At 64.7% G+C, this 19665-nt stretch carries 24 protein-coding genes; 4 read left to right on the forward strand and 20 right to left on the reverse strand.

Features of this window, described 5'->3' with window-relative positions:
- Positions 1-223 precede the first annotated feature (223 nt).
- Complete coding sequence (gene cyaY, locus WS91_RS11910) at positions 224-550, reverse strand: iron donor protein CyaY (RefSeq protein WP_059670336.1); 327 nt, start codon at positions 548-550, stop codon at positions 224-226.
- 36 nt (positions 551-586) lie between these two features.
- Here cyaY and lptM point away from each other — a divergent pair, with 36 nt between their 5' ends.
- Together lptM and lysA are read left to right on the forward strand one after the other, a co-directional pair.
- Entirely contained in the window at positions 587-868 is a 282-nt protein-coding gene (gene lptM, locus WS91_RS11915) for an LPS translocon maturation chaperone LptM (RefSeq protein ID WP_059670337.1), read from the forward strand.
- Between the two features lie 10 nt (positions 869-878).
- Positions 879-2150 (forward strand): diaminopimelate decarboxylase, encoded by a 1272-nt coding sequence (gene lysA / locus WS91_RS11920; RefSeq protein ID WP_059670338.1) that lies wholly within the window; start codon positions 879-881, stop codon positions 2148-2150.
- Between the two features lie 254 nt (positions 2151-2404).
- On the opposite strand, the gene msrQ is transcribed toward lysA, so the two are convergent.
- From msrQ to WS91_RS11945, 5 genes are all read right to left on the reverse strand, one after another.
- Positions 2405-3127 carry a protein-methionine-sulfoxide reductase heme-binding subunit MsrQ gene (gene msrQ / locus WS91_RS11925; protein ID WP_038749669.1) on the reverse strand — a complete coding sequence of 241 codons (723 nt, stop codon included), beginning with the start codon at positions 3125-3127 and terminating at the stop codon, positions 2405-2407.
- Between the two features lie 9 nt (positions 3128-3136).
- Positions 3137-4132, reverse strand: coding sequence for a protein-methionine-sulfoxide reductase catalytic subunit MsrP (msrP, locus tag WS91_RS11930; protein ID WP_059577376.1), 996 nt, complete (start codon positions 4130-4132; stop codon positions 3137-3139).
- 162 nt (positions 4133-4294) lie between these two features.
- Complete coding sequence (gene ccsB / locus WS91_RS11935) at positions 4295-5485, reverse strand: c-type cytochrome biogenesis protein CcsB (protein WP_059577378.1); 1191 nt, start codon at positions 5483-5485, stop codon at positions 4295-4297.
- Positions 5486-5489: 4 nt separating this feature from the next.
- A complete protein-coding gene (locus WS91_RS11940; RefSeq protein WP_059577381.1) occupies positions 5490-7670 on the reverse strand; it encodes a cytochrome c biogenesis protein ResB in 2181 nt (726 codons plus the stop codon).
- Between the two features lie 128 nt (positions 7671-7798).
- Complete coding sequence (locus WS91_RS11945) at positions 7799-8446, reverse strand: c-type cytochrome (protein WP_038749659.1); 648 nt, start codon at positions 8444-8446, stop codon at positions 7799-7801.
- A 215-nt stretch (positions 8447-8661) separates the two neighbouring features.
- Between WS91_RS11945 and yihA the strand changes: the two genes are divergently transcribed.
- Positions 8662-9321: a ribosome biogenesis GTP-binding protein YihA/YsxC gene (gene yihA, locus WS91_RS11950; RefSeq protein WP_059577384.1), complete on the forward strand. Its 660-nt coding sequence runs from the start codon at positions 8662-8664 to the stop codon at positions 9319-9321.
- Between the two features lie 253 nt (positions 9322-9574).
- Positions 9575-10573 carry a porphobilinogen synthase gene (gene hemB, locus WS91_RS11955; protein WP_038749653.1) on the forward strand — a complete coding sequence of 333 codons (999 nt, stop codon included), beginning with the start codon at positions 9575-9577 and terminating at the stop codon, positions 10571-10573.
- 162 nt (positions 10574-10735) lie between these two features.
- Here the strand turns inward: hemB and dsbD are convergent, their stop codons facing one another.
- The 14 genes from dsbD to rplR form a co-directional block, all read right to left on the reverse strand.
- Positions 10736-12622 carry a protein-disulfide reductase DsbD gene (dsbD, locus tag WS91_RS11960; RefSeq protein ID WP_059670339.1) on the reverse strand — a complete coding sequence of 629 codons (1887 nt, stop codon included), beginning with the start codon at positions 12620-12622 and terminating at the stop codon, positions 10736-10738.
- Positions 12615-12941, reverse strand: coding sequence for a divalent-cation tolerance protein CutA (cutA, locus tag WS91_RS11965; protein ID WP_059577390.1), 327 nt, complete (start codon positions 12939-12941; stop codon positions 12615-12617). Before cutA ends, dsbD begins: the two co-directional genes overlap by 8 nt.
- A 157-nt stretch (positions 12942-13098) precedes the next feature.
- The gene (rplQ, locus tag WS91_RS11970; RefSeq protein ID WP_059577393.1) at positions 13099-13494 is read right to left on the reverse strand and encodes a 50S ribosomal protein L17; all 396 of its coding nucleotides are present in this window, start codon (positions 13492-13494) and stop codon (positions 13099-13101) included.
- A 140-nt stretch (positions 13495-13634) separates the two neighbouring features.
- Positions 13635-14612, reverse strand: a complete 978-nt coding sequence (locus WS91_RS11975) for a DNA-directed RNA polymerase subunit alpha (RefSeq protein WP_009888441.1) — start codon at positions 14610-14612, stop codon at positions 13635-13637.
- 127 nt (positions 14613-14739) lie between these two features.
- Positions 14740-15363: a 30S ribosomal protein S4 gene (gene rpsD / locus WS91_RS11980; RefSeq protein ID WP_038749644.1), complete on the reverse strand. Its 624-nt coding sequence runs from the start codon at positions 15361-15363 to the stop codon at positions 14740-14742.
- Between the two features lie 152 nt (positions 15364-15515).
- Positions 15516-15917, reverse strand: a complete 402-nt coding sequence (gene rpsK / locus WS91_RS11985; protein WP_004197937.1) for a 30S ribosomal protein S11 — start codon at positions 15915-15917, stop codon at positions 15516-15518.
- A gap of 28 nt (positions 15918-15945) precedes the next feature.
- The gene (gene rpsM, locus WS91_RS11990; RefSeq protein WP_038749642.1) at positions 15946-16311 is read right to left on the reverse strand and encodes a 30S ribosomal protein S13; all 366 of its coding nucleotides are present in this window, start codon (positions 16309-16311) and stop codon (positions 15946-15948) included.
- Positions 16312-16349: 38 nt separating this feature from the next.
- On the reverse strand, positions 16350-16466 hold the full coding sequence (gene rpmJ / locus WS91_RS11995; protein ID WP_004199844.1) for a 50S ribosomal protein L36: 117 nt from the start codon (positions 16464-16466) through the stop codon (positions 16350-16352).
- 20 nt (positions 16467-16486) lie between these two features.
- Positions 16487-16705, reverse strand: coding sequence for a translation initiation factor IF-1 (infA, locus tag WS91_RS12000; RefSeq protein ID WP_004521905.1), 219 nt, complete (start codon positions 16703-16705; stop codon positions 16487-16489).
- Between the two features lie 9 nt (positions 16706-16714).
- Entirely contained in the window at positions 16715-18061 is a 1347-nt protein-coding gene (gene secY, locus WS91_RS12005; protein ID WP_009906430.1) for a preprotein translocase subunit SecY, read from the reverse strand.
- Positions 18062-18105: 44 nt separating this feature from the next.
- A complete protein-coding gene (rplO, locus tag WS91_RS12010; RefSeq protein ID WP_038749639.1) occupies positions 18106-18540 on the reverse strand; it encodes a 50S ribosomal protein L15 in 435 nt (144 codons plus the stop codon).
- 28 nt (positions 18541-18568) lie between these two features.
- Positions 18569-18751 carry a 50S ribosomal protein L30 gene (gene rpmD, locus WS91_RS12015; RefSeq protein WP_004202755.1) on the reverse strand — a complete coding sequence of 61 codons (183 nt, stop codon included), beginning with the start codon at positions 18749-18751 and terminating at the stop codon, positions 18569-18571.
- A gap of 15 nt (positions 18752-18766) precedes the next feature.
- A complete protein-coding gene (rpsE, locus tag WS91_RS12020; protein WP_004197945.1) occupies positions 18767-19285 on the reverse strand; it encodes a 30S ribosomal protein S5 in 519 nt (172 codons plus the stop codon).
- A gap of 13 nt (positions 19286-19298) precedes the next feature.
- Positions 19299-19664, reverse strand: coding sequence for a 50S ribosomal protein L18 (rplR, locus tag WS91_RS12025; RefSeq protein ID WP_004197946.1), 366 nt, complete (start codon positions 19662-19664; stop codon positions 19299-19301).
- Position 19665: the final 1 nt, after the last annotated feature.

Here is a 19665-nt window from a genome sequence, read left to right on the forward strand (position 1 = left end):
CCACACGTTCCAGCCGATAACCTGTCCAGCAGCCCAGTGCCTGAAGTGCCTTTCGATCGAGCAATTGCTTCCTCCGATATCCTCAAAATCAGGTGTCAGATTATGCAATCGCTCGAAAACCCTCCACGGTTTCCTGCGATGAACCTTTTTTCTTGCCAAATGGGCTCGGCTCGGCCGCGCTCGCGCTCGATGCGCCGCCTTCGCCCTCCCGCCGACGCGCGCGTCACGCGCTGAACGTGACCGGCAACCCGGCCTGCTGGGTCGCGTAGCCCGTCAGCGCCGCGAATAACTCCTGGCCGCTGCGCGTATCGCGCCACGCGCCGTCGACAAACCGGTAATGGAAACCGCCCGCCTTCGCGGCGATCCAGACTTCCTGCATCGGCGGCTGCAGGTTCACGATGATCTTCGAGCCGTTCTCGAACGTGAGCGTGAGCACGCTGCCGTTGCGCTCGAGATCGATGTCGGCGTCGCCTTCGTTGGCTTCGTCGACCGACCGCTCGACGGCCGCCAGCACGGCCTCGGCCAGGGTCAGGTAATCGGTATCGGACATGCTAAACTCTATCGATTCAATTGTTTAGGGACGGTCATGCGTATCGTTTTCCAGATGAGCGCGATTGTAGCGGCTTTGGCGCTCGCGGGCTGCGGCCAGCGCGGCCCGCTCTACATGCCGGTCGTGCCGCCGCTGCCGCCCAAGCCGACTGAACAGACGCAGCCGCCGTCGGACGTGACGCCCGATGCGGAAACGGCTTCGGCGCGCGGGAACGGCGCATCCGGCGCCGCCGATGCGCCGCTCACGCTGTCGCCCGACCTGTCGACGCAGCGCGCACCGAAGGCGGCCCCCGCGCCGAGCGCTTCTTCCGTCCAATGATCGATCCTAAATGACTCAAGCTGCATTTGACTATGTCGACGGCGCGCTCCACGCCGAGCGCGTCCGCGCCGCCGACCTCGCCGAGCGTTTCGGCACCCCGCTCTTCGTCTATTCGCGCGCCGCGCTGACGGCCGCCTACGAGGCTTACGCGAAAGCCTGCGCGGGCCGCCGCGCGTCGATTCACGTCGCCGTGAAGGCGAACAGCAATCTCGGCGTGCTGAACGTGTTCGCGCGGCTCGACGCGGGCTTCGACATCGTGTCGGGCGGCGAACTCGCCCGCGTGCTCGCCGCAGGCGGCCGCGCACAGGATGTCGTGTTCTCGGGCGTCGGCAAGAGCGCGGACGAGATGCGCGCTGCGCTCGAAGCGGGCGTCAAGTGCTTCAACGTCGAATCGATTCCGGAGCTCGACCGGCTGAACGCGGTCGCGGCGTCGCTCGGCAAGCGCGCGCCCGTGTCGCTGCGCGTGAATCCGGACGTCGATCCGAAGACGCATCCGTACATCTCGACAGGGCTCAAGGCGAACAAGTTCGGCATCGCGTTCGACGACGCGCGCGCGACGTACCGCGCGGCGGCCGCGCTGCCGAACCTCGACGTCGTCGGCATCGATTGCCACATCGGCTCGCAGATCACCGAACTGAGCCCGTACCTCGACGCGATCGACAAGCTGCTCGACCTCGTGGAGCAGATCGAGGCGGACGGCGTGAAGATCCGTCACGTCGACGTCGGCGGCGGGCTCGGCATCACGTACGACGCCGAAACGCCGCCCGACATCGGCGCTTACGTGCGCGCGGTGCTCGAGCGCATCGACGCGCGCGGCCACGGCCATCGCGAAATCTGGTTCGAGCCGGGCCGCTCGCTGACCGGCAACGCCGGCATTCTGCTCACGCGTGTCGAATTCCTGAAGCAAGGCGAAGAGAAGAACTTCGCGATCGTCGACGCGGCGATGAACGATCTCGCGCGTCCGGCGATGTACGAGGCGTTTCACGCGATCGAGCCGGTGAAGCCGCGCACGGACGTAGCGGCGGCGGTGTACGACATCGTCGGCCCCGTCTGCGAAAGCGGCGACTGGCTCGGGCGCGAGCGCTCGCTCGCGATCGCGCCGGGCGATCTGCTCGCGATCCGCTCGGCGGGCGCGTACGGCTTCACGATGAGCTCGAACTACAACACGCGGCCGCGCGCGGCCGAAGTGATCGTCGACGGCGTGAACGCCTATCTGGTGCGTCCGCGCGAAACGATCGAAAGCCTGTTCGAGCGCGAGGCGGTCTTGCCCGACGGCCAGTAATCGAGAACCGGCTCGCTCGCGCGGCACTTCGGCACTTCGGCACTTCGGCACTTCGGCACTTCGGCACTTCGGCACTTCGGCACTTCGGCCAATCGTAGCTTCGGCGCTTCGCTGAATCGCCAAGCCCGCGGCCTGTCGGGCCCGATCGGAAAAGGCGATGTCCAACCGGACATCGCCTTTCTTTTTGCGCGCCGCGCGATCCCGCCCACGGCGCTCGCGCGAATCGCGAATCGCGCGCGCCGAGCAAGTCTCGCTTACGACACGCGCCCGCCCACCCGGGCCCCACGCCACCGCTGCCGCGCCCACACGGCCACGCGCCAGCCGAGCAGCACGAGCACGATCGCACCGTACAGCTTCGGCAGCACGAGATCGTGCTTGCCCGCCTTCATCCACCAGAAATGCAGGATGCCGAACGCGGCGATCGCGTAAATCGCCTTGTGCAGCGTCTGCCAGTGCCGGCCGAGCCGCCTCGCGATCGCGCGCGGAGATGTCGCGGCAAGCGGAATCAGCAGCATGAACGCGGCGAAGCCGACCGTGACGAACGGGCGCTTGACGACGTCCTTCGCGATGTCCATCACGTCGAACCACTTGTCGAACCAAACGTAGGTCGTAAAGTGCAGCACTGCGTAGAAGAACGCGTAAAGCCCGAGCATGCGCCGCAGCCGCAGCAGCGCGTTGACGCCCGTCAGACGCCGCAGCGGCGTGACGGCGAGCGTGATGCACAGGAACACGAGCGTCCAGAGCCCCGTCGAGCGCGTGATGAATTCGATCGGATTCGCGCCGAGCCGGTCGGTCATCCCGAAGAACACGATGCGCGCGAGCGGGTACAGCGATGCGACGAATACGGCGATCTTCACGGGCGCAAGCCAGCGCGGCGCGCCGCCCGCGCGGCCGGCGTCACGGCGCGGCGCGCGCCCCGGCGCGCCGGCGTTCGCGGTCGTCCCGGCGAATGTCGTGGGTTGCATGTCGTTCTCCATTCGCCGTACTCAGAAATATTTCTTCAGATCCATGCCGCGATACATCGACGCGACCCAATCGCCGTAGCCGTTGAACATCAGCGTCTTGCGCTTCGGCGTGAAGAAGCCGTCCTCGCCGATGCGCCGCTCGCTCGCCTGGCTCCAGCGCGGGTGGTCGACATTCGGATTGACGTTCGAATAGAAGCCGTATTCGTTCGGCGCGTACGTGTTCCAGCTCGTCGGCGGCTGGCGGTCGACGAAACGGATCTTCACGATCGACTTCGCGCTCTTGAAGCCGTATTTCCACGGCACGATCACCCGCACGGGCGCGCCGTTCTGATTCGGCAGCACCTGGCCGTAGACGCCCATCGTGAGCAGCGTCAGCGGGTTCATCGCCTCGTCCATCCGCAGTCCTTCCGAATACGGCCAGTCGAGGATCGGCGCGGACAGCCCCGGCATCTGCGACGGGTCCGCGAGCGTGACGAACTGCACGTATTTCGCGTTGCCGGTCGGCTCGACGCGCTTGATGAGCTCGGCGAGCGGAAAGCCGATCCACGGAATCACCATCGACCAGCCTTCGACGCAGCGCAGCCGGTACACGCGCTCTTCGAGCGGCGCGAGCTTCAGCAGCTCGTCGATGTCGTACACCTTCGGATTCCTGATCTCGCCCTCGACCGACACGCGCCACGGACGCGGCCGCAGCGTGCCGGCGTAGCGCGACGGATCGCCCTTGTCGGTGCCGAATTCGTAGAAGTTGTTGTAGGTCGTGATGTCCTTGAACGACGTCACCTTCTCCGGGACGACGAACTTCGGATTGGTCGGCGCGGCGAGCTTGCGCGCCTTCGGCTCCGGGGACGTGTACGCGGCGAGCGCGAGCCGGTGCGCGCCGACCAGCCCGCCCGCCGCGGCGGCGCCCGCCGCCTGCAGGATGCGCCGGCGGTTCTCGAACACCGCTTGCGGCGTGATTTCGCTGCGCGGGATGTCGTCGCCCGCAAGCATGGCGCGCAGCGTCTTCTTGATCAACATGTCGATGCTCCGTTCTGCCAGTCGGAGCGCGCGCCCCGACAAACCTTGGACCCAGTTCCGCACCGACCGTTTCGACAGCTTAGCGCCAAACGGACGGTACAAGAAAAAACCGCCGAGCACGCAGTGCGTCGGCGGTTATTAGTCGTTCGAGCGGCGCGGATCTTACAGCTTGCCGTAACTGTGCAGGCCGGACAGGAACATGTTGACGCCGAGGAACGCGAACGTCGTGACGAGCAGGCCCGTCAGCGCCCACCACGCGGCGACCGTGCCGCGCAGCCCTTTCATCAGACGCATGTGCAGCCACGCTGCGTAATTCAGCCACACGATGAGCGCCCAGGTTTCCTTCGGGTCCCAGCTCCAGTAGCCGCCCCAAGCCTCGGCCGCCCACAGCGCGCCGAGAATCGTCGCGATCGTGAAGAACGCGAAGCCCACCGCGATCGACTTGTACATCACGTCGTCGAGCACCTCGAGCGCCGGCAGCCGATCGGCGAGCACGCCGCGCTCCTTCACCAGATACGCGACCGCGACCATCGCGGACAGCGCGAAGCTGCCGTAGCCGATGAAGTTCGCGGGCACGTGAATCTTCATCCACCAGCTCTGCAGCGCGGGAACGAGCGGCTGAATCTGCTGCGCGTCGCGCGCGATCGAGTACCACATCAGGAAGCCGACGGCCGCGCTGATCACGAGCAGCACGAACGCGCCCAACGCGCGCGTGCCGTAGTGCCCTTCGTAGTACAGATAGAGGAGCGCGGTGATGAGGCTGAACAGCACGAAGACTTCGTACAGGTTCGACACCGGAATGTGGCCGACGTCCGAGCCGATCAGATACGACTCGTACCAGCGCACCATCAAGCCCGTGAAGCCCATCAGCACGGCGACCCACGTGAGCTTCTGGCCGATCGCGCCGCCCGATTCGGAGCGCGACAGCATGCCGATCCAGTAGAAGAGGGTCGCGAGCACGAAGAGCGCGCTCATCCAGAGGATCGCCGACTGGCTCGACAGGAAGTACTTGAGCAGGAATGCCGAATCGGCGCGCGCGAGATCGCCGTGATAGATCTGCAACGACAGCAGCGACAGCGCGGCGATCGCGGCCATCAGAAGCCGCGCGGGCTTCCAGCGCCAGCCGAGCGCGACGAGCGCGGGCACGGTGCCGATCAGCACGGCCTTGTCGTAGTAATCCATGTGCGCGTGGTACTGCGCGAGCGCGAAGCCCGCGCCCGCCACGAGCGCCAGTGCGAACAGCCAGTCGACGAGCGACAGGCGGCGCAGGAACGGCCGATCGTCGAAGAGCGCCCGCCCGGCCGCGTCGGAAGCGCGCGGCGCGCGGGATGGCGAAACTTGGGTCAGATCCATGATGTTACCGAGTCGAGTCCTTGGAACCGGCGCTGTCGGGCGCGCGGGAGGCAGGCGGCGCGCCGAGTGCGGCGCCGGCCGCGTCGCGCGTCTGCACGAATTCCTTTTCGAAGTCGAATGTCTTGCGCGCGGAGGACATCGCCATCAGCACGCTGACGCCCGCGCCCGTATCCTTGAGCCAGAACCAGAGGCGTCGCTCGCGCACGTAGAACATCGCGAAGATGCCGGCGACGAGCAGCAGGCTGCCAAGATACACCAGATTCTTGCCCGGCGCGCGCGTCAGCTGGAACACCGACGCCTGCACCTGCTTGAACGAATCGAGCTGCAGATAGACGGGCGCGCCGTACAGGAAACTGTCCGACAGCGCGTTGATCGCGTTCTGCACGAAGCGCACCGTGTCCTGCGTCTGCTGAACGGGCGGCTCGCTCGCGCGCTCGCGCGCGATTTGCCACACTTCCCACATCGAGCCCTCGAGCATCCGCAACAGCAGCGCGGCGGCCTTCTCCTTCTCGTCTTTCGGCACCGAACGGTCGATGAAGGTCGCGACCGCCTGGAAGCCGCCCACCGGATTGCCGTCGGCGCCGCGGCCGATGCCGCCGTCCGCGCCGGCGAAAAGGGTCAGGACGCGCTGCGCGCTGTCTTCGAGCCGGTCGCGCAACGCGGCATCGCCGGCGCTCAGCGAATGCTGCGCGAAGCGCCGCGCCGCCTCGGTGCGCGCCGCCGGGTCCTCGAGCGTCGCGCGCAGCCGCATCCATTCGCCGACGGTGTCGCGGCTGTCGGCCGGAATCCGCAGATAGCGGAACGGATCGTTCGGGCTCGCGCGCACGCCGGCGAGGAACACGCGATCGCCGCCCATGTCGACGGGCAGCATGTAATTGTTGAACTCGCGCGCCTGGCCGTCCTTGCCGCGCACCTTGTACTGGACCGACGGCCCGATGTTGTGCAGTTCGAGCGGCTTCGACGTCTTCGCGCCGGAGCCGAGCCGCTCGTCGAAGATCTCCTTGATCGAGCGGTTCGCCGCGACGCCGCGCGCGTCGGTCTTGCCGTTCGCGTCGGTAACGTTCTCGACGTTGATCGCGCGGAAATCGGAGAACTCGACGGTCTCGCCGTCGGCGCCCGCCATCGGCAGCGGCGCCGAATTGCCGATCGTGCCCTTGAACGGGAACGTCGCGGCGCTCGAGCCGGCCATCGGATACGCGGTCATTTCCATCAGCGAGCCGCCGTCCTGGAAGCTCGACTGATAGATCGACACGCCCTTGTACGTGAACGGCTTGTTGACCTCGACGCGCACGGGAATCCGCTTGCCGGTCTCGCGATCGACGACGACGATGTCGCTCGCGAAGAGCTTCGGCATGCCGGTCGAGTAGTAGTCGACGATGAATTTCTCGAGCTGGATCGAGAACGGCAGATCCTGGATCAGCGAGCCGGTCGGCTGATTGAGGATCGCGGTCGACACGTACTGGCCCTCCGGCACCCATGCGTAGCCGCGGAACGTCGGGTTAGACGCGGACAGCCGGTGCTCGGGCCCGATCTCGCTGATCGTCGCGCTCGAGTTGACGGGGCTCTTGCCGAACATCCACATCTGGAATTTGATCGGCAGGTTGCTGTCGAGCAGGCCGCCGATGCAGATCACGACGATCGCGAGGTGCGCGGCGATGTAGCCGAACTTCGTCAGCGCGCCGCGCTTCGCGGCGACGAGCGTCGCGCCGTCCGACTCGCGCACGACGTGCCTGTAGCCCGCCTTCGCGACGAACGCTGCGACGGTCTGCGTCGCGCGCGCGCGATCCCCCGAAACCGCGAATTCGGCCTTGTGGTGGAACGCGCGCAGGCTGCCTTCGCGGACCTTGTCCTTCCAGCTCTTCACGTCGGCGAGCATCTTCGGCGCGTTGCGGATCACGCACAGCGAGATCGACGCGACGAGGAAGATCAGGATCAGCATGAACCACCACGCGCTGTAGACCGTGTAGAGGCTGAGCGCGCGGAAGATGTCCGCCCAGAACGGGCCGAACTGGTTGACGTAGTTAGGGTACGGATCGTCCTGCGTGAGGACCGTGCCGATGATGCTCGCGATCGACAGCACGACGAGCAGCGCGATCGCAAAACGCATCGAGCTCAGCAGCTCGACCGCGCGCTTGACTGCGGACTGTCCCGCTCTCGACTGCAACCCCGACGTGGTAACGCTCATTCAAACTCCAACTCACAGCAAAAAAGGGCAAGGCGGCCGTGCTTCGACGGCGCCCCACCCTTTTCTTGTTCTAGCGGCCGCCGCGCACGCGGACGGCTCGTTCATTCGGCTCGCGAACCGAAATCGGCTCAGTGCAGGCCGGCGATGTAATCGGCGACGGCCTTGACCTCGCCGTCCGTCAGCCGCAGCGCGATCTGATGCATCGCCTCGTTGCTGCGCGTGCCCTGCTGGAACGCGGTCAGCTGCGCGACCGTGTAGTCGGCCCACTGCCCCGACAACCGGGGATACTGGATCGGAATCCCTTGTCCCGTCGGCCCATGGCAGCTCGCGCAGGCGGGCACGCCCTTCTCGGTGATGCCGCCGCGATAGATTTTCTGCCCGGCGGGCACGGTGGCCGCGTCGCGCGCGGCGCCGAGCTTGGCCGACTGCGACCCGTAATAGGCGGCGACATTGCGCGCGTCCTGATCGTTCAGCGCGCTCGCGAATCCGACCATCACGGCGTTGACGCGCACCGGCCCCTTCGCGCCCGGCTGCGTCTTGAAATCGTGCAACTGCTTGACGAGGTAATCGGGATGCTGGCCGGCGAGCTTCGGGAACGAACCCGTCGCGCTGTTGCCGTCGGCACCGTGGCACGCCGCGCACACCTGCGTCGCGATCGCCTTGCCCCGGTCGAGATCCGGCTTCGCCGCATCCGCCGCCTTTGCCTCCGCCATGAAACCAACGAGCCCTGCTACTGCGAACTGAAGCACCACCGAAGACTTGCTCAGTCGATTCATTCGCACACCTTGTTTCGTCTTGTGGGAGTAGTGAGGTTCTGAAAAAAACGACGGCGCCCAGTCTACCGTAGAAGCGCGCTCATCAGCTTCCGCCGGCTGCGGCAAATGCGCCGTATTGTACAATACCCCGATGAAAGCCCCGATGCCCATCAGGGCTACTTCGGGGCTCCCCGCCTTCCACCGCGCGGCCCACGCCGCCCGTCGCCTCCTGTCCCATGGCCTTCTTGCTCCATCAAGCCCGCTTCTTCACGACCGTCAATCATCTGCGCGACCTGCCGCCGACCGCGCAGCCCGAAATCGCGTTCGCAGGCCGCTCGAATGCCGGCAAATCGACGGCGATCAACGTGCTTTGCAACCAGAAGCGGCTCGCTTTCGCGTCGAAGACGCCCGGGCGCACGCAGCACATCAACTATTTCTCGGTCGGCCCGGCCGCGGAGCCCGTCGCGCACCTCGTCGATCTGCCGGGCTACGGCTACGCGGAAGTGCCGGGCGCGGCGAAGGCGCACTGGGAGCAATTGCTGTCGACGTACCTGCAATCGCGCCCGCAGTTGCGCGGGATGATCCTGATGATGGACTCGCGCCGGCCGCTCACCGAACTCGATCGCCGGATGATCGAATGGTTCGCGCCGACCGGCAAGCCGATTCACACGCTTCTGACGAAGTGCGACAAATTGACGCGGCAGGAGAGCATCAACGCGCTGCGTGCGACGCAAAAGGGGCTCGACGCGTATCGGGACGCGGGTTACGCAGGCAAGCTGACGGTGCAGCTTTTCTCGGCGCTCAAGCGCACGGGGCTCGACGACGCGCACGCGCTGATCGAGAGCTGGGTGCGGCCCGCGGCCGCCGACGAAGATCGCGCGGCTGTAGCAGAATGACGATCGCGCGACGTGCTGCGTGACGCACGTCCCACCTGACGGATGTCTCGATTCGTGCGGCCCATAAAAAAACCCGCCGTTTGACGGCGGGTTAAACAGCCTAATCGAAAAACGACAGGCACCCGCTCAGGGAGGAGAAGCGGGGAGCATTGCGCAGTGCGCGTTGCTCGATCGCTATCATATACCATTGTCTCAAAAGTTTACCGAAGGGAACTGTAAGGTTCCGTCGGGCACAGATCCCAGCCATTCCGCCATGAGCATCCATCCCCTGCACCGCCCTCGCCGCATGCGCCGCGACGATTTCTCGCGCCGCCTGATGCGCGAGAACATCCTCACCACGAACGATCTGATCTACCCCGTGTTCGTCGTCGAAGGCACGAACGTGCGCCAGCCGGTGCCGTCGATGCCGGGCGTCGAGCGCGTGTCGGTGGATCTGCTGATGGGCGTCGCCGAGCAATGCGTCGAACTCGGCGTGCCGGTCCTGTCGCTCTTCCCGGCGATCGAGCCGTCGTTGAAGACGCCCGACGGCCGCGAGGCAACCAATCCCGAAGGGCTGATCCCGCGCGCGGTGCGCGAGCTGAAGCGCCGCTTCCCCGAGCTCGGCGTGCTGACCGACGTCGCGCTCGATCCGTATACGAGCCACGGCCAGGACGGCGTGCTCGACGAATCCGGTTACGTGCTCAACGACGAAACGCTCGAGATCCTCGTCGAGCAGGCGCGCGCGCAGGCGGAAGCGGGTGTCGACATCGTCGCGCCGTCGGACATGATGGACGGCCGCATCGGCGCCGTGCGCGAGATGCTCGAGAGCGACGGCCACATCTACACGCGAATCATGGCGTACTCGGCAAAGTATGCGTCCGCGTTCTACGGCCCGTTCCGCGACGCCGTCGGCTCCGCGTCGAATCTCGGCAAGAGCAACAAGATGACCTACCAGATGGACCCCGCCAACAGCGACGAAGCGTTGCGCGAAGTGCGCCTCGACATCGACGAAGGCGCGGACATGGTGATGGTGAAGCCCGGCATGCCGTATCTCGACATCGTGCGCCGCGTGAAGGACGAATTCCGCTTTCCGACCTACGTCTATCAGGTGAGCGGCGAGTACGCGATGCTGAAGGCCGCCGCGCAGAACGGCTGGCTCGATCACGACAAGGTCGTGCTCGAATCGCTGCTTGCGTTCAAGCGAGCGGGCGCGGACGGCATCCTCACGTACTTCGCGCTCGACGCGGCGCGGCTGCTGCGCGCGCAGAAGTAAGCGTCAGACGCGGGCGTTTGCGCAAGCGAAGCGGAACGCGCGAATAGCGAAATCGAAAATGGCGAGGCTCGATGCCTCGCCATTTTTATTTGCGCCCGATCGACTTCGGCGGCGATGGCGGCGCGCGCCGCGCATTCGCTCGCAGGGCCCGCTTCGATTCCGTCACGACGCCGACAACGCAGCCGGCAGCGACATCCGATCGAGACTGCGCAGGAACCGATCGGCGGATTGATAGCCGACGACGCGACCGCGCTCCTGCCCGTTCCGCTCGAACACGATGATGCCCGGCGGTCCGAACAGGCCGAAGCGCTTCAAGAGCGCCTGATCGTCCGGCGTGTTCGCCGTCACGTCCGCGTGCACGAGACGCATTTGCGCGAGCCGCGCGCCGACGCGCGCGTCGCTGAACGTCAGATGCTCCATCTCCTTGCAGCTCACGCACCAGTCCGCATAAAAGTCGAGCATTACCGGCTGCGTCGACGTCTTCACGATCTCGTCGAGCTCGGCGAGCGAGCGCACCGGCGCGAACGCCGGCCCTTCATGCGCAACCGAGCCGGCACTCGCGGCGGCCGCGCCGACCGGCGCCGCGCGCGCCGCGAGCACCGCGAGCGGGCGCAGCGGATCGGTCGAGCCCGCCGCGAGTCCGACGAGGAGCGTCGCGGCCCAGATCGCGAGCGCCGCACCGAGCCCGCGCCCAAGGCGACGCCAGATCGACGACGAGCCCGAATGCGGCGTGAAGAGCCCGAGCGCGGCGGCGGCGATCAGCAGCCACAACGCGCCCAGACCGAGCTGCGACGCGGCGTTCAGCGCCGGCCAGACGATCCACAGCGCAGCGGCGAGCAGCACGACGCCGAAGAACACCTTCACGCCGTCCATCCACGCGCCGGCGCGCGGCAACAGTGTGCCCGCGCCGATCCCGATGACGAGGAGCGGAACGCCGAGGCCGACGCCCATCGAGAAGAGCGCGGCGCCGCCGAGGAACGCGCTGCCGGTGTGCGCGATGAACGCGAGCACGGCGAAAAGCGGCGCGGTCATGCACGCGCCGACGACGAGCGCCGACAGCGCGCCCATCGTCGCGACGGCCGCGAAGCGTCCGCCCTTGCGCGGCCCGGTCGTCTGCGCGGCGCCGCTTTGCCAGCGCTGCGGCAACGTGATGTCGATTCCGCCGATCAGCAGCAGCGCGAACACCGTGAGGAGCAGCGCGAACGCGCCGAGCACCCACGGATTCTGCAGCCACGCGCCGAGGCTCTGCCCGACGAGCGCCGCCGCGACGCCGAGCGCCGTATAGACGAGCGCCATGCCGATCACATAGGTGAGCGATAGCGCAAACGCGCGCGTGCGCGTCGCATGCGCGCCTTCGCCGACGATGATCGCCGACAAGATCGGGATCATCGGATACGAGCACGGCAACAGGCTCAGCACCATGCCGGCCACGAAATAGAGCGCGACGATCGTCAGGAATCCGTGGCCTTCGAGCAACGAACGTGCGTAGTCGGCACTCGTCACGCGCTCGTACCAGCTGCCGCCGTCGGCGGCGGCCGGATCGGCTCCGGCCGCCGCCGCGACGGGGCGCGCGCCGGCTGCGCCGAGCGCCGCGCCGTCGATCCGCGCGACGTGCTCGGCGGGCGGATAGCAGATCCCCTCGTCCGCACAGCCCTGCGACGTCACCGCCAGCTCGAACGGCCCCGCCGCCTGCTTGACGGGCAGATGGATCGTCAGGTCGCCGCGGTAGGTCTCGACGTTCTTCTGGAACGTCGGATCGAACTTCACGTGTCCGGCGGGCAATTGCGGCTCGCCGAGCGTCGCCGAGCCGCTTTTCACGGCGAACGCGAAGCGCTCGCGATACATGTAATAGCCGTCGGCAATCTTGAAATGAATGTCGACCTGCCCCGGCGCCTTGCTCGCGCTGAATTTGAACGCGACGGAAGGGTCGAGGAAGTCGTCAGCGGCGCGCGCCGCGAACGACGCCCCGAGCAGCGCACCGAGCAGCGCGACGACGGCGAGCAGGAAGCAAAGGCGGGACTGCGCGTAAAGCGGAATACGGTTAAACATGAAATAGACGCTGAGTTTCGGTAGCCACCCACTGGCCGTAGGCGGCGGACGCCGTCGCCTGCCACGAGACGATTTCCGGGACGTCGTACGGGTGGTGCGACTGGATATAGCGTTCGAGCTCGAGCGCCCGCACGGCGCTCGTCTTGAACAGCAACTGGATCTCGTCGGCCATCTCGACCTTGCCCTGCCAATGGTAGCTCGAACGGATCGCGCCGAGCTCGGATACGCACGCGGCGAGCCGGGCCGACAGCGCGCCGTCGGCGAGCGCGCGGGCGACGGCGGCGTCGGGCACGGTCGTCAACATCATCACGATCACCATTCGCGCCTCCGTGTGCTCGTTGAAACGTCATATCGTATCGCACGTCGGGTGAGCGCGTGGGCCGCGCGTGCGCGTCAATCCGACGCACGAAATCGGTCAACGAAAACAAAAAGGGCCAAGCATTGCTTGGCCCTTCGTGCTACGTGCGGGAAGACGCTTATTCGGCTTCCTGGACGTTTTCGGTCTCGCCGACTTCCGGACGGTCGAGCAGCTCGACGAGCGCCATCGGCGCGTTGTCGCCGACGCGGAAACCGAACTTCAGGATGCGCAGATAGCCGCCCGGACGGTTCGCGAAGCGCGGGCCGAGCACGTCGAACAGCTTCGCGACGGAATCGCGATCGCGCAGGCGGTTGAACGCCAGCCGGCGGTTCGCGAGCGACGGCTTCTTGCCGAGCGTGATGAGGGGCTCGACCACCTTACGAAGTTCCTTCGCCTTCGGCAGCGTCGTCTTGATGACTTCGTGCTCGATCAGCGAGTTGGACATGTTGCGGAGCATAGCCAGACGGTGGCTGCTCGTGCGGTTCAGTTTCCGCAGACCATGACGGTGACGCATTTCAGTTTCCTTGATTCAAAGTTTTGATCCAGCTCTTCTATCGCGCGAGAAAATCAGGCGCACGGGCCGGTATGAAAAAAAGCAAGATGCGGATTTTAAAAGAAAATCCGCATCTTGACCAGTTACCGCGGCAACCGGGATTACTTGTCGAGGCCGGCCGGCGGCCAGTTCTCGAGCTTCATGCCCAGCGTGAGACCGCGCGAAGCGAGCACTTCCTTGATCTCGTTGAGCGACTTGCGGCCGAGGTTCGGCGTCTTCAGCAGCTCGTTTTCCGTGCGCTGGATCAGGTCGCCGATGTAGTAGATGTTCTCGGCCTTCAGGCAGTTCGCCGAACGGACGGTCAGCTCGAGGTCATCGACCGGGCGCAGCAGGATCGGGTCGATCTGCGGCGCGCGCGACGGCGCTTCCGCGGCCGTTTCCGTGCCTTCCAGCGCGGCGAACACGGACAGCTGGTCGACGAGGATGCGTGCCGATTGGCGGATCGCTTCTTCCGGCGTGATAACGCCGCTCGTTTCGATGTTCATCACGAGCTTGTCGAGGTCGGTACGCTGCTCGACGCGCGCGCTCTCGACCGCATAGCTCACGCGGCGAACCGGCGAGAACGACGCGTCCAGGACGATGCGGCCGATGATCTTCGCCGTCTCGTCGCCGTAACGGCGCACGTTGCCCGGCACGTAGCCGCGGCCCTTCTCGACCTTGATCTGCACGTCGAGCTTGCCGCCCTTCGACAGATGCGCGATCACGTGATTCGGGTTGATGACTTCGCAGTCGTGAGCCAGTTCGATATCGCCGGCCGTCACGACGCCTTCGCCTTCCTTGCGCAGCGTCACCGTGACTTCGTCGCGGTTATGCAGCTTGAACACCACGCCCTTCAGGTTCAGCAGCAGGTTGACGACGTCCTCTTGCACACCATCAAGCGTCGAATACTCGTGCACGACGCCGGCGATCGTCACTTCGGTCGGCGCGTAACCGACCATCGACGACAACAGCACGCGGCGAAGCGCATTGCCCAAGGTGTGGCCGTAACCGCGTTCGAACGGTTCCATCACCACCTTCGCGTGGTTCTCGCCCAGCGATTCCACGGCGATGATCTTGGGTTTCAACAAACTGGTTTGCATAGGTTTTCCTTTTCAATACCCTCGGCTCGTTACACCGATAAGGCTGACCGGTAACAACCTGAAAATGAACAGCCGAGGCCCTGCCTTGCGCGACGCAATGAACAGGATTCCTCGGCCATCAATCGGATTAACGCGAATACAATTCGACGATCAGGCTTTCGTTGATGTCGCCCGCGATGTCGGCGCGCTCCGGCATTTGCTTGAACGTGCCTTCGAACTTCTTCGCATCGACCGCAACCCAGCTCGGCATGCCGCCTTGCTCGGCCAGCGACAGCGCTTCGACGATACGCGCCTGCTTCTTTGCCTTTTCACGGATCGAGATCACGTCGCCCGACTTCACTTGCAGCGACGGGATGTTCGCGACGATGCCGTTGACGGTGATCGCCTTGTGGCTCACGAGCTGACGCGCTTCAGCGCGGGTCGAGCCGAAGCCCATGCGGTACACGACGTTGTCGAGACGCGACTCGAGCAGTTGCAGCAGGTTTTCACCCGTGTTGCCCTTGCGGCGGTCGGCTTCTGCGAAGTAGCGGCGGAACTGACGCTCCAGCACGCCGTAAATGCGCTTGACCTTCTGCTTTTCGCGGAGCTGCGTGCCGTAGTCCGACGTGCGCGCACCCGAGGTGCGGCCGTGCTGACCGGGCTTGCTGTCGAGCTTGCACTTATCGGCGAGCGAGCGGCGCGCGCTCTTCAGGAACAGATCGGTGCCTTCACGGCGAGACAGCTTGGCTTTAGGGCCGATATAACGTGCCACTTTGCATTCCTCTATCTATCTATGACGCGAACCGGAATCCGCGCTAGTTCGCGCCCTTTGGGGCGAACGGTGGGCTTAATCAATCAAATGCGCAATCAAAAAAGCGCAGCCCGTCGACGCAAAGCGGCGACAGGCAAGGCGCCAACGCATCGTTAGATGCGGCGACGCTTCGGCGGACGGCAGCCGTTGTGCGGAATCGGCGTCACGTCCGAAATCGCGGTGATCTTGATGCCGAGACCGTGCAGTGCGCGCACTGCCGACTCGCGGCCCGGGCCGGGGCCCTTGATCCGCACTTCCAGATTCTTCACGCCATATTCCATCGCCACGCGGCCGGCCGACTCGGCAGCCACCTGTGCGGCGAACGGCGTCGATTTGCGCGAGCCCTTGAAGCCCTGGCCGCCCGACGTCGCCCACGCCAGCGCATTGCCCTGGCGATCGGTGATCGTGATGATCGTGTTGTTGAACGACGCGTGAACGTGAACCACGCCTTCAGCGACGTTCTTCTTGACTTTCTTGCGAACGCGTTGCGCCGCGGTGTTCGAAGCCTTAGCCATTACGTTTTCCTGTAACTGTCAGTTCCGCTTACTTCTTCAGCGCTTGCGCTGCACGACGCGGACCCTTGCGAGTACGGGCGTTCGTACGCGTACGCTGGCCGCGCATGGGCAAGCCCTTGCGATGGCGCACGCCGCGGTAGCAGCCGAGGTCCATCAGGCGCTTGATGTTCATCGTCACTTCACGGCGCAGATCGCCTTCGACGACAAACTTGCCCACTTCTTCACGCAGCTTTTCGAGGTCTGCGTCGGTCAGGTCCTTGACCTTCTTCGAGAAAGCCACACCAGAAGCCACGCAGATGCTGCGCGAGCGCGTGCGGCCGATACCAAAAATCGCCGTCAGACCGATTTCGGTATGCTGGTGGTTCGGGATGTTAACCCCTGCGATACGAGCCATTGTTTTTCCTCAAACAAAAAGCGCAAACAAACGCGCAGTCAGCCTTGACGCTGCTTGTGACGCGGATCCGAGCTGCAGATCACGCGAACCACGCCCTTGCGCTTGATGATCTTGCAATTGCGGCAAATGCGCTTAACCGATGCCATCACTTTCATGATATTACCCTTTTTCTAAATCACTTCGCCCGGAACACGATCCGCGCACGAGACAGATCGTAAGGCGTCAATTCAACCGTCACCTTGTCGCCGGGAAGGATACGGATATAGTGCATCCGCATCTTTCCGGAGATATGTCCCAATACGACATGGCCGTTTTCCAGCTTCACCCGGAAGGTCGCATTCGGAAGGTTTTCGATCACCTCACCCTGCATCTGGATTACATCGTCTTTGGCCATAAGTCCTTTTTAACGCATTGGGATGTTGCCGCCCTTGAAATTGGCTTTCTTGAGCAGCGACTCATACTGTTGCGACATAACGTACGACTGCACCTGCGCCATGAAGTCCATCGTGACGACGACAATGATCAGCAGCGACGTTCCACCAAAATAAAACGGCACGTTCCAGCGCAACACCAGGAACTCCGGCAGCAGACACACGAAGACGATGTAGATCGCACCGGCCAGCGTGAGACGCGTGAGAATCCGGTCGATGTATCGCGCGGTCTGGTCGCCCGGACGGATGCCCGGCACGAACGCGCCACTCTTCTTCAGGTTGTCCGCGGTTTCCCTGCTGTTGAACACCAGCGCGGTGTAGAAGAAGCAGAAAAACACGATTGCCAGCGTGTAAAGCAGCACATAGACCGGCTGGCCCGGCTTCAGCGCTTCCGCGACGTTGTGCAGCGTGTCGGACAGCCAGCCCTTGCGCTCGCCCGAGCTGAACCAGCTCAGGATCGTCGCCGGGAACAGGATGATCGACGATGCGAAGATCGGCGGAATCACGCCCGACATGTTCAGCTTCAGCGGCAGGTGCGACGACTGCCCGCCGTAAATCTTGTTGCCGACCTGGCGCTTCGCGTAGTTCACGAGGATCTTGCGCTGACCGCGTTCGATGAACACGACCAGGTAAGTCACCGCGGCGATCAGAACGACGATGATGATCGCCGAAATGATGCTCATCGAACCCGTGCGCACCAGCTCGAACAACCCACCGACGGCATTCGGGAACCCTGCTGCGATCCCGCCGAAGATGATGATCGAGATGCCGTTGCCGAGACCACGCTCGGTGATCTGCTCGCCGAGCCACATCAGGAACATCGTTCCCGTCACCAGCGTGACGACCGTCGTCAGACGGAACACCGCGCCCGGATCGGTCACGAGCCCCGGCTGATTCTCCAGCGCGGCCGCGATGCCGAAAGCCTGGAACGTCGCGAGCACCACGGTGAAGTACCGCGTGTACTGCGTGATCTTCCGCTGTCCGGCCTGCCCTTCCTTCTTCAGCGCCTCGAGCTGCGGCGACACGATCGCCATCAGCTGCATGATGATCGACGCCGAGATATACGGCATGATCCCCAGCGCGAAGATCGTAAAGCGAGACAGCGCGCCACCCGAGAACATGTTGAACATGCCCAGGATGCCGCCCGCCTGGCTCTGGAACAGCTTCGCCAGTTGATCCGGGTCGATGCCCGGCACCGGGATGTGCGCGCCGATGCGATAGACGATCAGCGCCAGCAGCAAGAACATTGCACGCCGACGCAGATCGCCGAACTTCGCCGTGCTTCGACCGGGTTTTGCGAGACTCGGGCTGTTAGCCAAGTATCTTCTCCGATGCAAATGCTAGTGACGGCACGCGTTGCGTGTCACTCGGCAAACGAACCGCCGGCCGCCTCGATCGCGGCGCGCGCACCCTTCGTCGCACCGAGACCCTTGACGACGATCTTGCGCTTCAGCTCGCCCGTCGCGATGATCTTCGCGCTCTTGGTCAGCTCGCCGACGAGGCCGGCTTGCTTCAGAGCGAGCAGATCGACTTCGTCGACCGGCAGCTTTTCGAGGTCGGAGAGGCGCACTTCACCGACGAATTCCTTCGTCAGGGACGTGAAGCCGCGCTTCGGCAGACGACGCTGCAGCGGCATCTGACCGCCTTCGAAGCCGACCTTGTGAAAGCCGCCCGAACGCGATTTCTGCCCCTTGTGACCACGGCCGGCCGTCTTACCGAGGCCGGAACCGATGCCGCGGCCAACGCGACGCTTCGCATGCTTAGCGCCTGCCGCCGGCTTCAGGTTATTCAATTCCATATCAACTCCTTGATCCGTAGTCGGCCGCTTAACCGATGACCTTCACAAGGTACGAGACCTTGTTGATCATCCCGCGCACCGCCGGCGTATCCTGCAGTTCGCTGACCGAGTTGAGACGGCGCAGACCCAGACCGCGCACGGTGGCGCGGTGCGATTCGCGGGTCCCAATCAGGCTCTTCACGAGCTGAACCTTGACAGTTTTTTCAGACATGGTGACCACCTGGGCTTAGCCCAAAATTTCTTCGACGGACTTGCCGCGCTTCGCCGCGATGTCGGCCGGGGTCGACTGCTTGCGCAGGCCGTCCAGCGTCGCACGAACGAGGTTGTACGGGTTCGTCGAGCCGTGGCTCTTCGCGACGACGTTCTGCACGCCCATCACGTCGAACACCGCGCGCATCGGGCCGCCGGCGATCACGCCGGTACCGTCCTTCGCCGGAGCGAGGAGAACCGTCGACGCACCGTGCTTGCCGTGCACTTCGTGCTGCAGCGTGCCGTTCTTCAGCGGCACCTTGAACATGTTGCGGCGGGCCTGCTCCATCGCCTTCTGGACGGCAACCGGCACTTCCTTCGCCTTGCCCTTGCCCATGCCGACGCGGCCATCGCCATCGCCAACCACGGTCAGTGCGGCGAAGCCGAGAATACGGCCACCCTTCACGACCTTGGTCACGCGATTGACCGAGATCATCTTTTCGCGAAGGCCGTCGTCGCGCTCGTCAGCCTGAACTTTCGCTTGCATCTTTGCCATGACGATTCCTTCCTTAGAACTTGAGCCCAGCTTCGCGAGCTGCCTCGGCCAGCGCCTTCACGCGGCCGTGGTAGCGGAAGCCCGAGCGGTCGAAGGCGACGGATTCGATGCCGGCGGCCTTGGCCTTTTCGGCGATACGCTTGCCGATCAGCGTGGCAGCGGCGACGTTGCCGCCCTTGCCCGACTTGTCGGCGAGCTGAGCGCGCACTTCGGCTTCGAGCGTCGACGCGCTGGCCAGCACCTTGGTGCCGCAGGGCGAGAACACCTGAGCGTAGATGTGCGTGTTCGTGCGATGCACGGCGAGACGCGCGACCTGCAACTCAGCGATCTTGATACGCGTCTGGCGAGCGCGGCGCAGGCGAGATTGAGTCTTATCCATG

Source organism: Burkholderia sp. MSMB1498 (assembly GCF_001526245.1).
GTDB lineage: Bacteria > Pseudomonadota > Gammaproteobacteria > Burkholderiales > Burkholderiaceae > Burkholderia > Burkholderia savannae.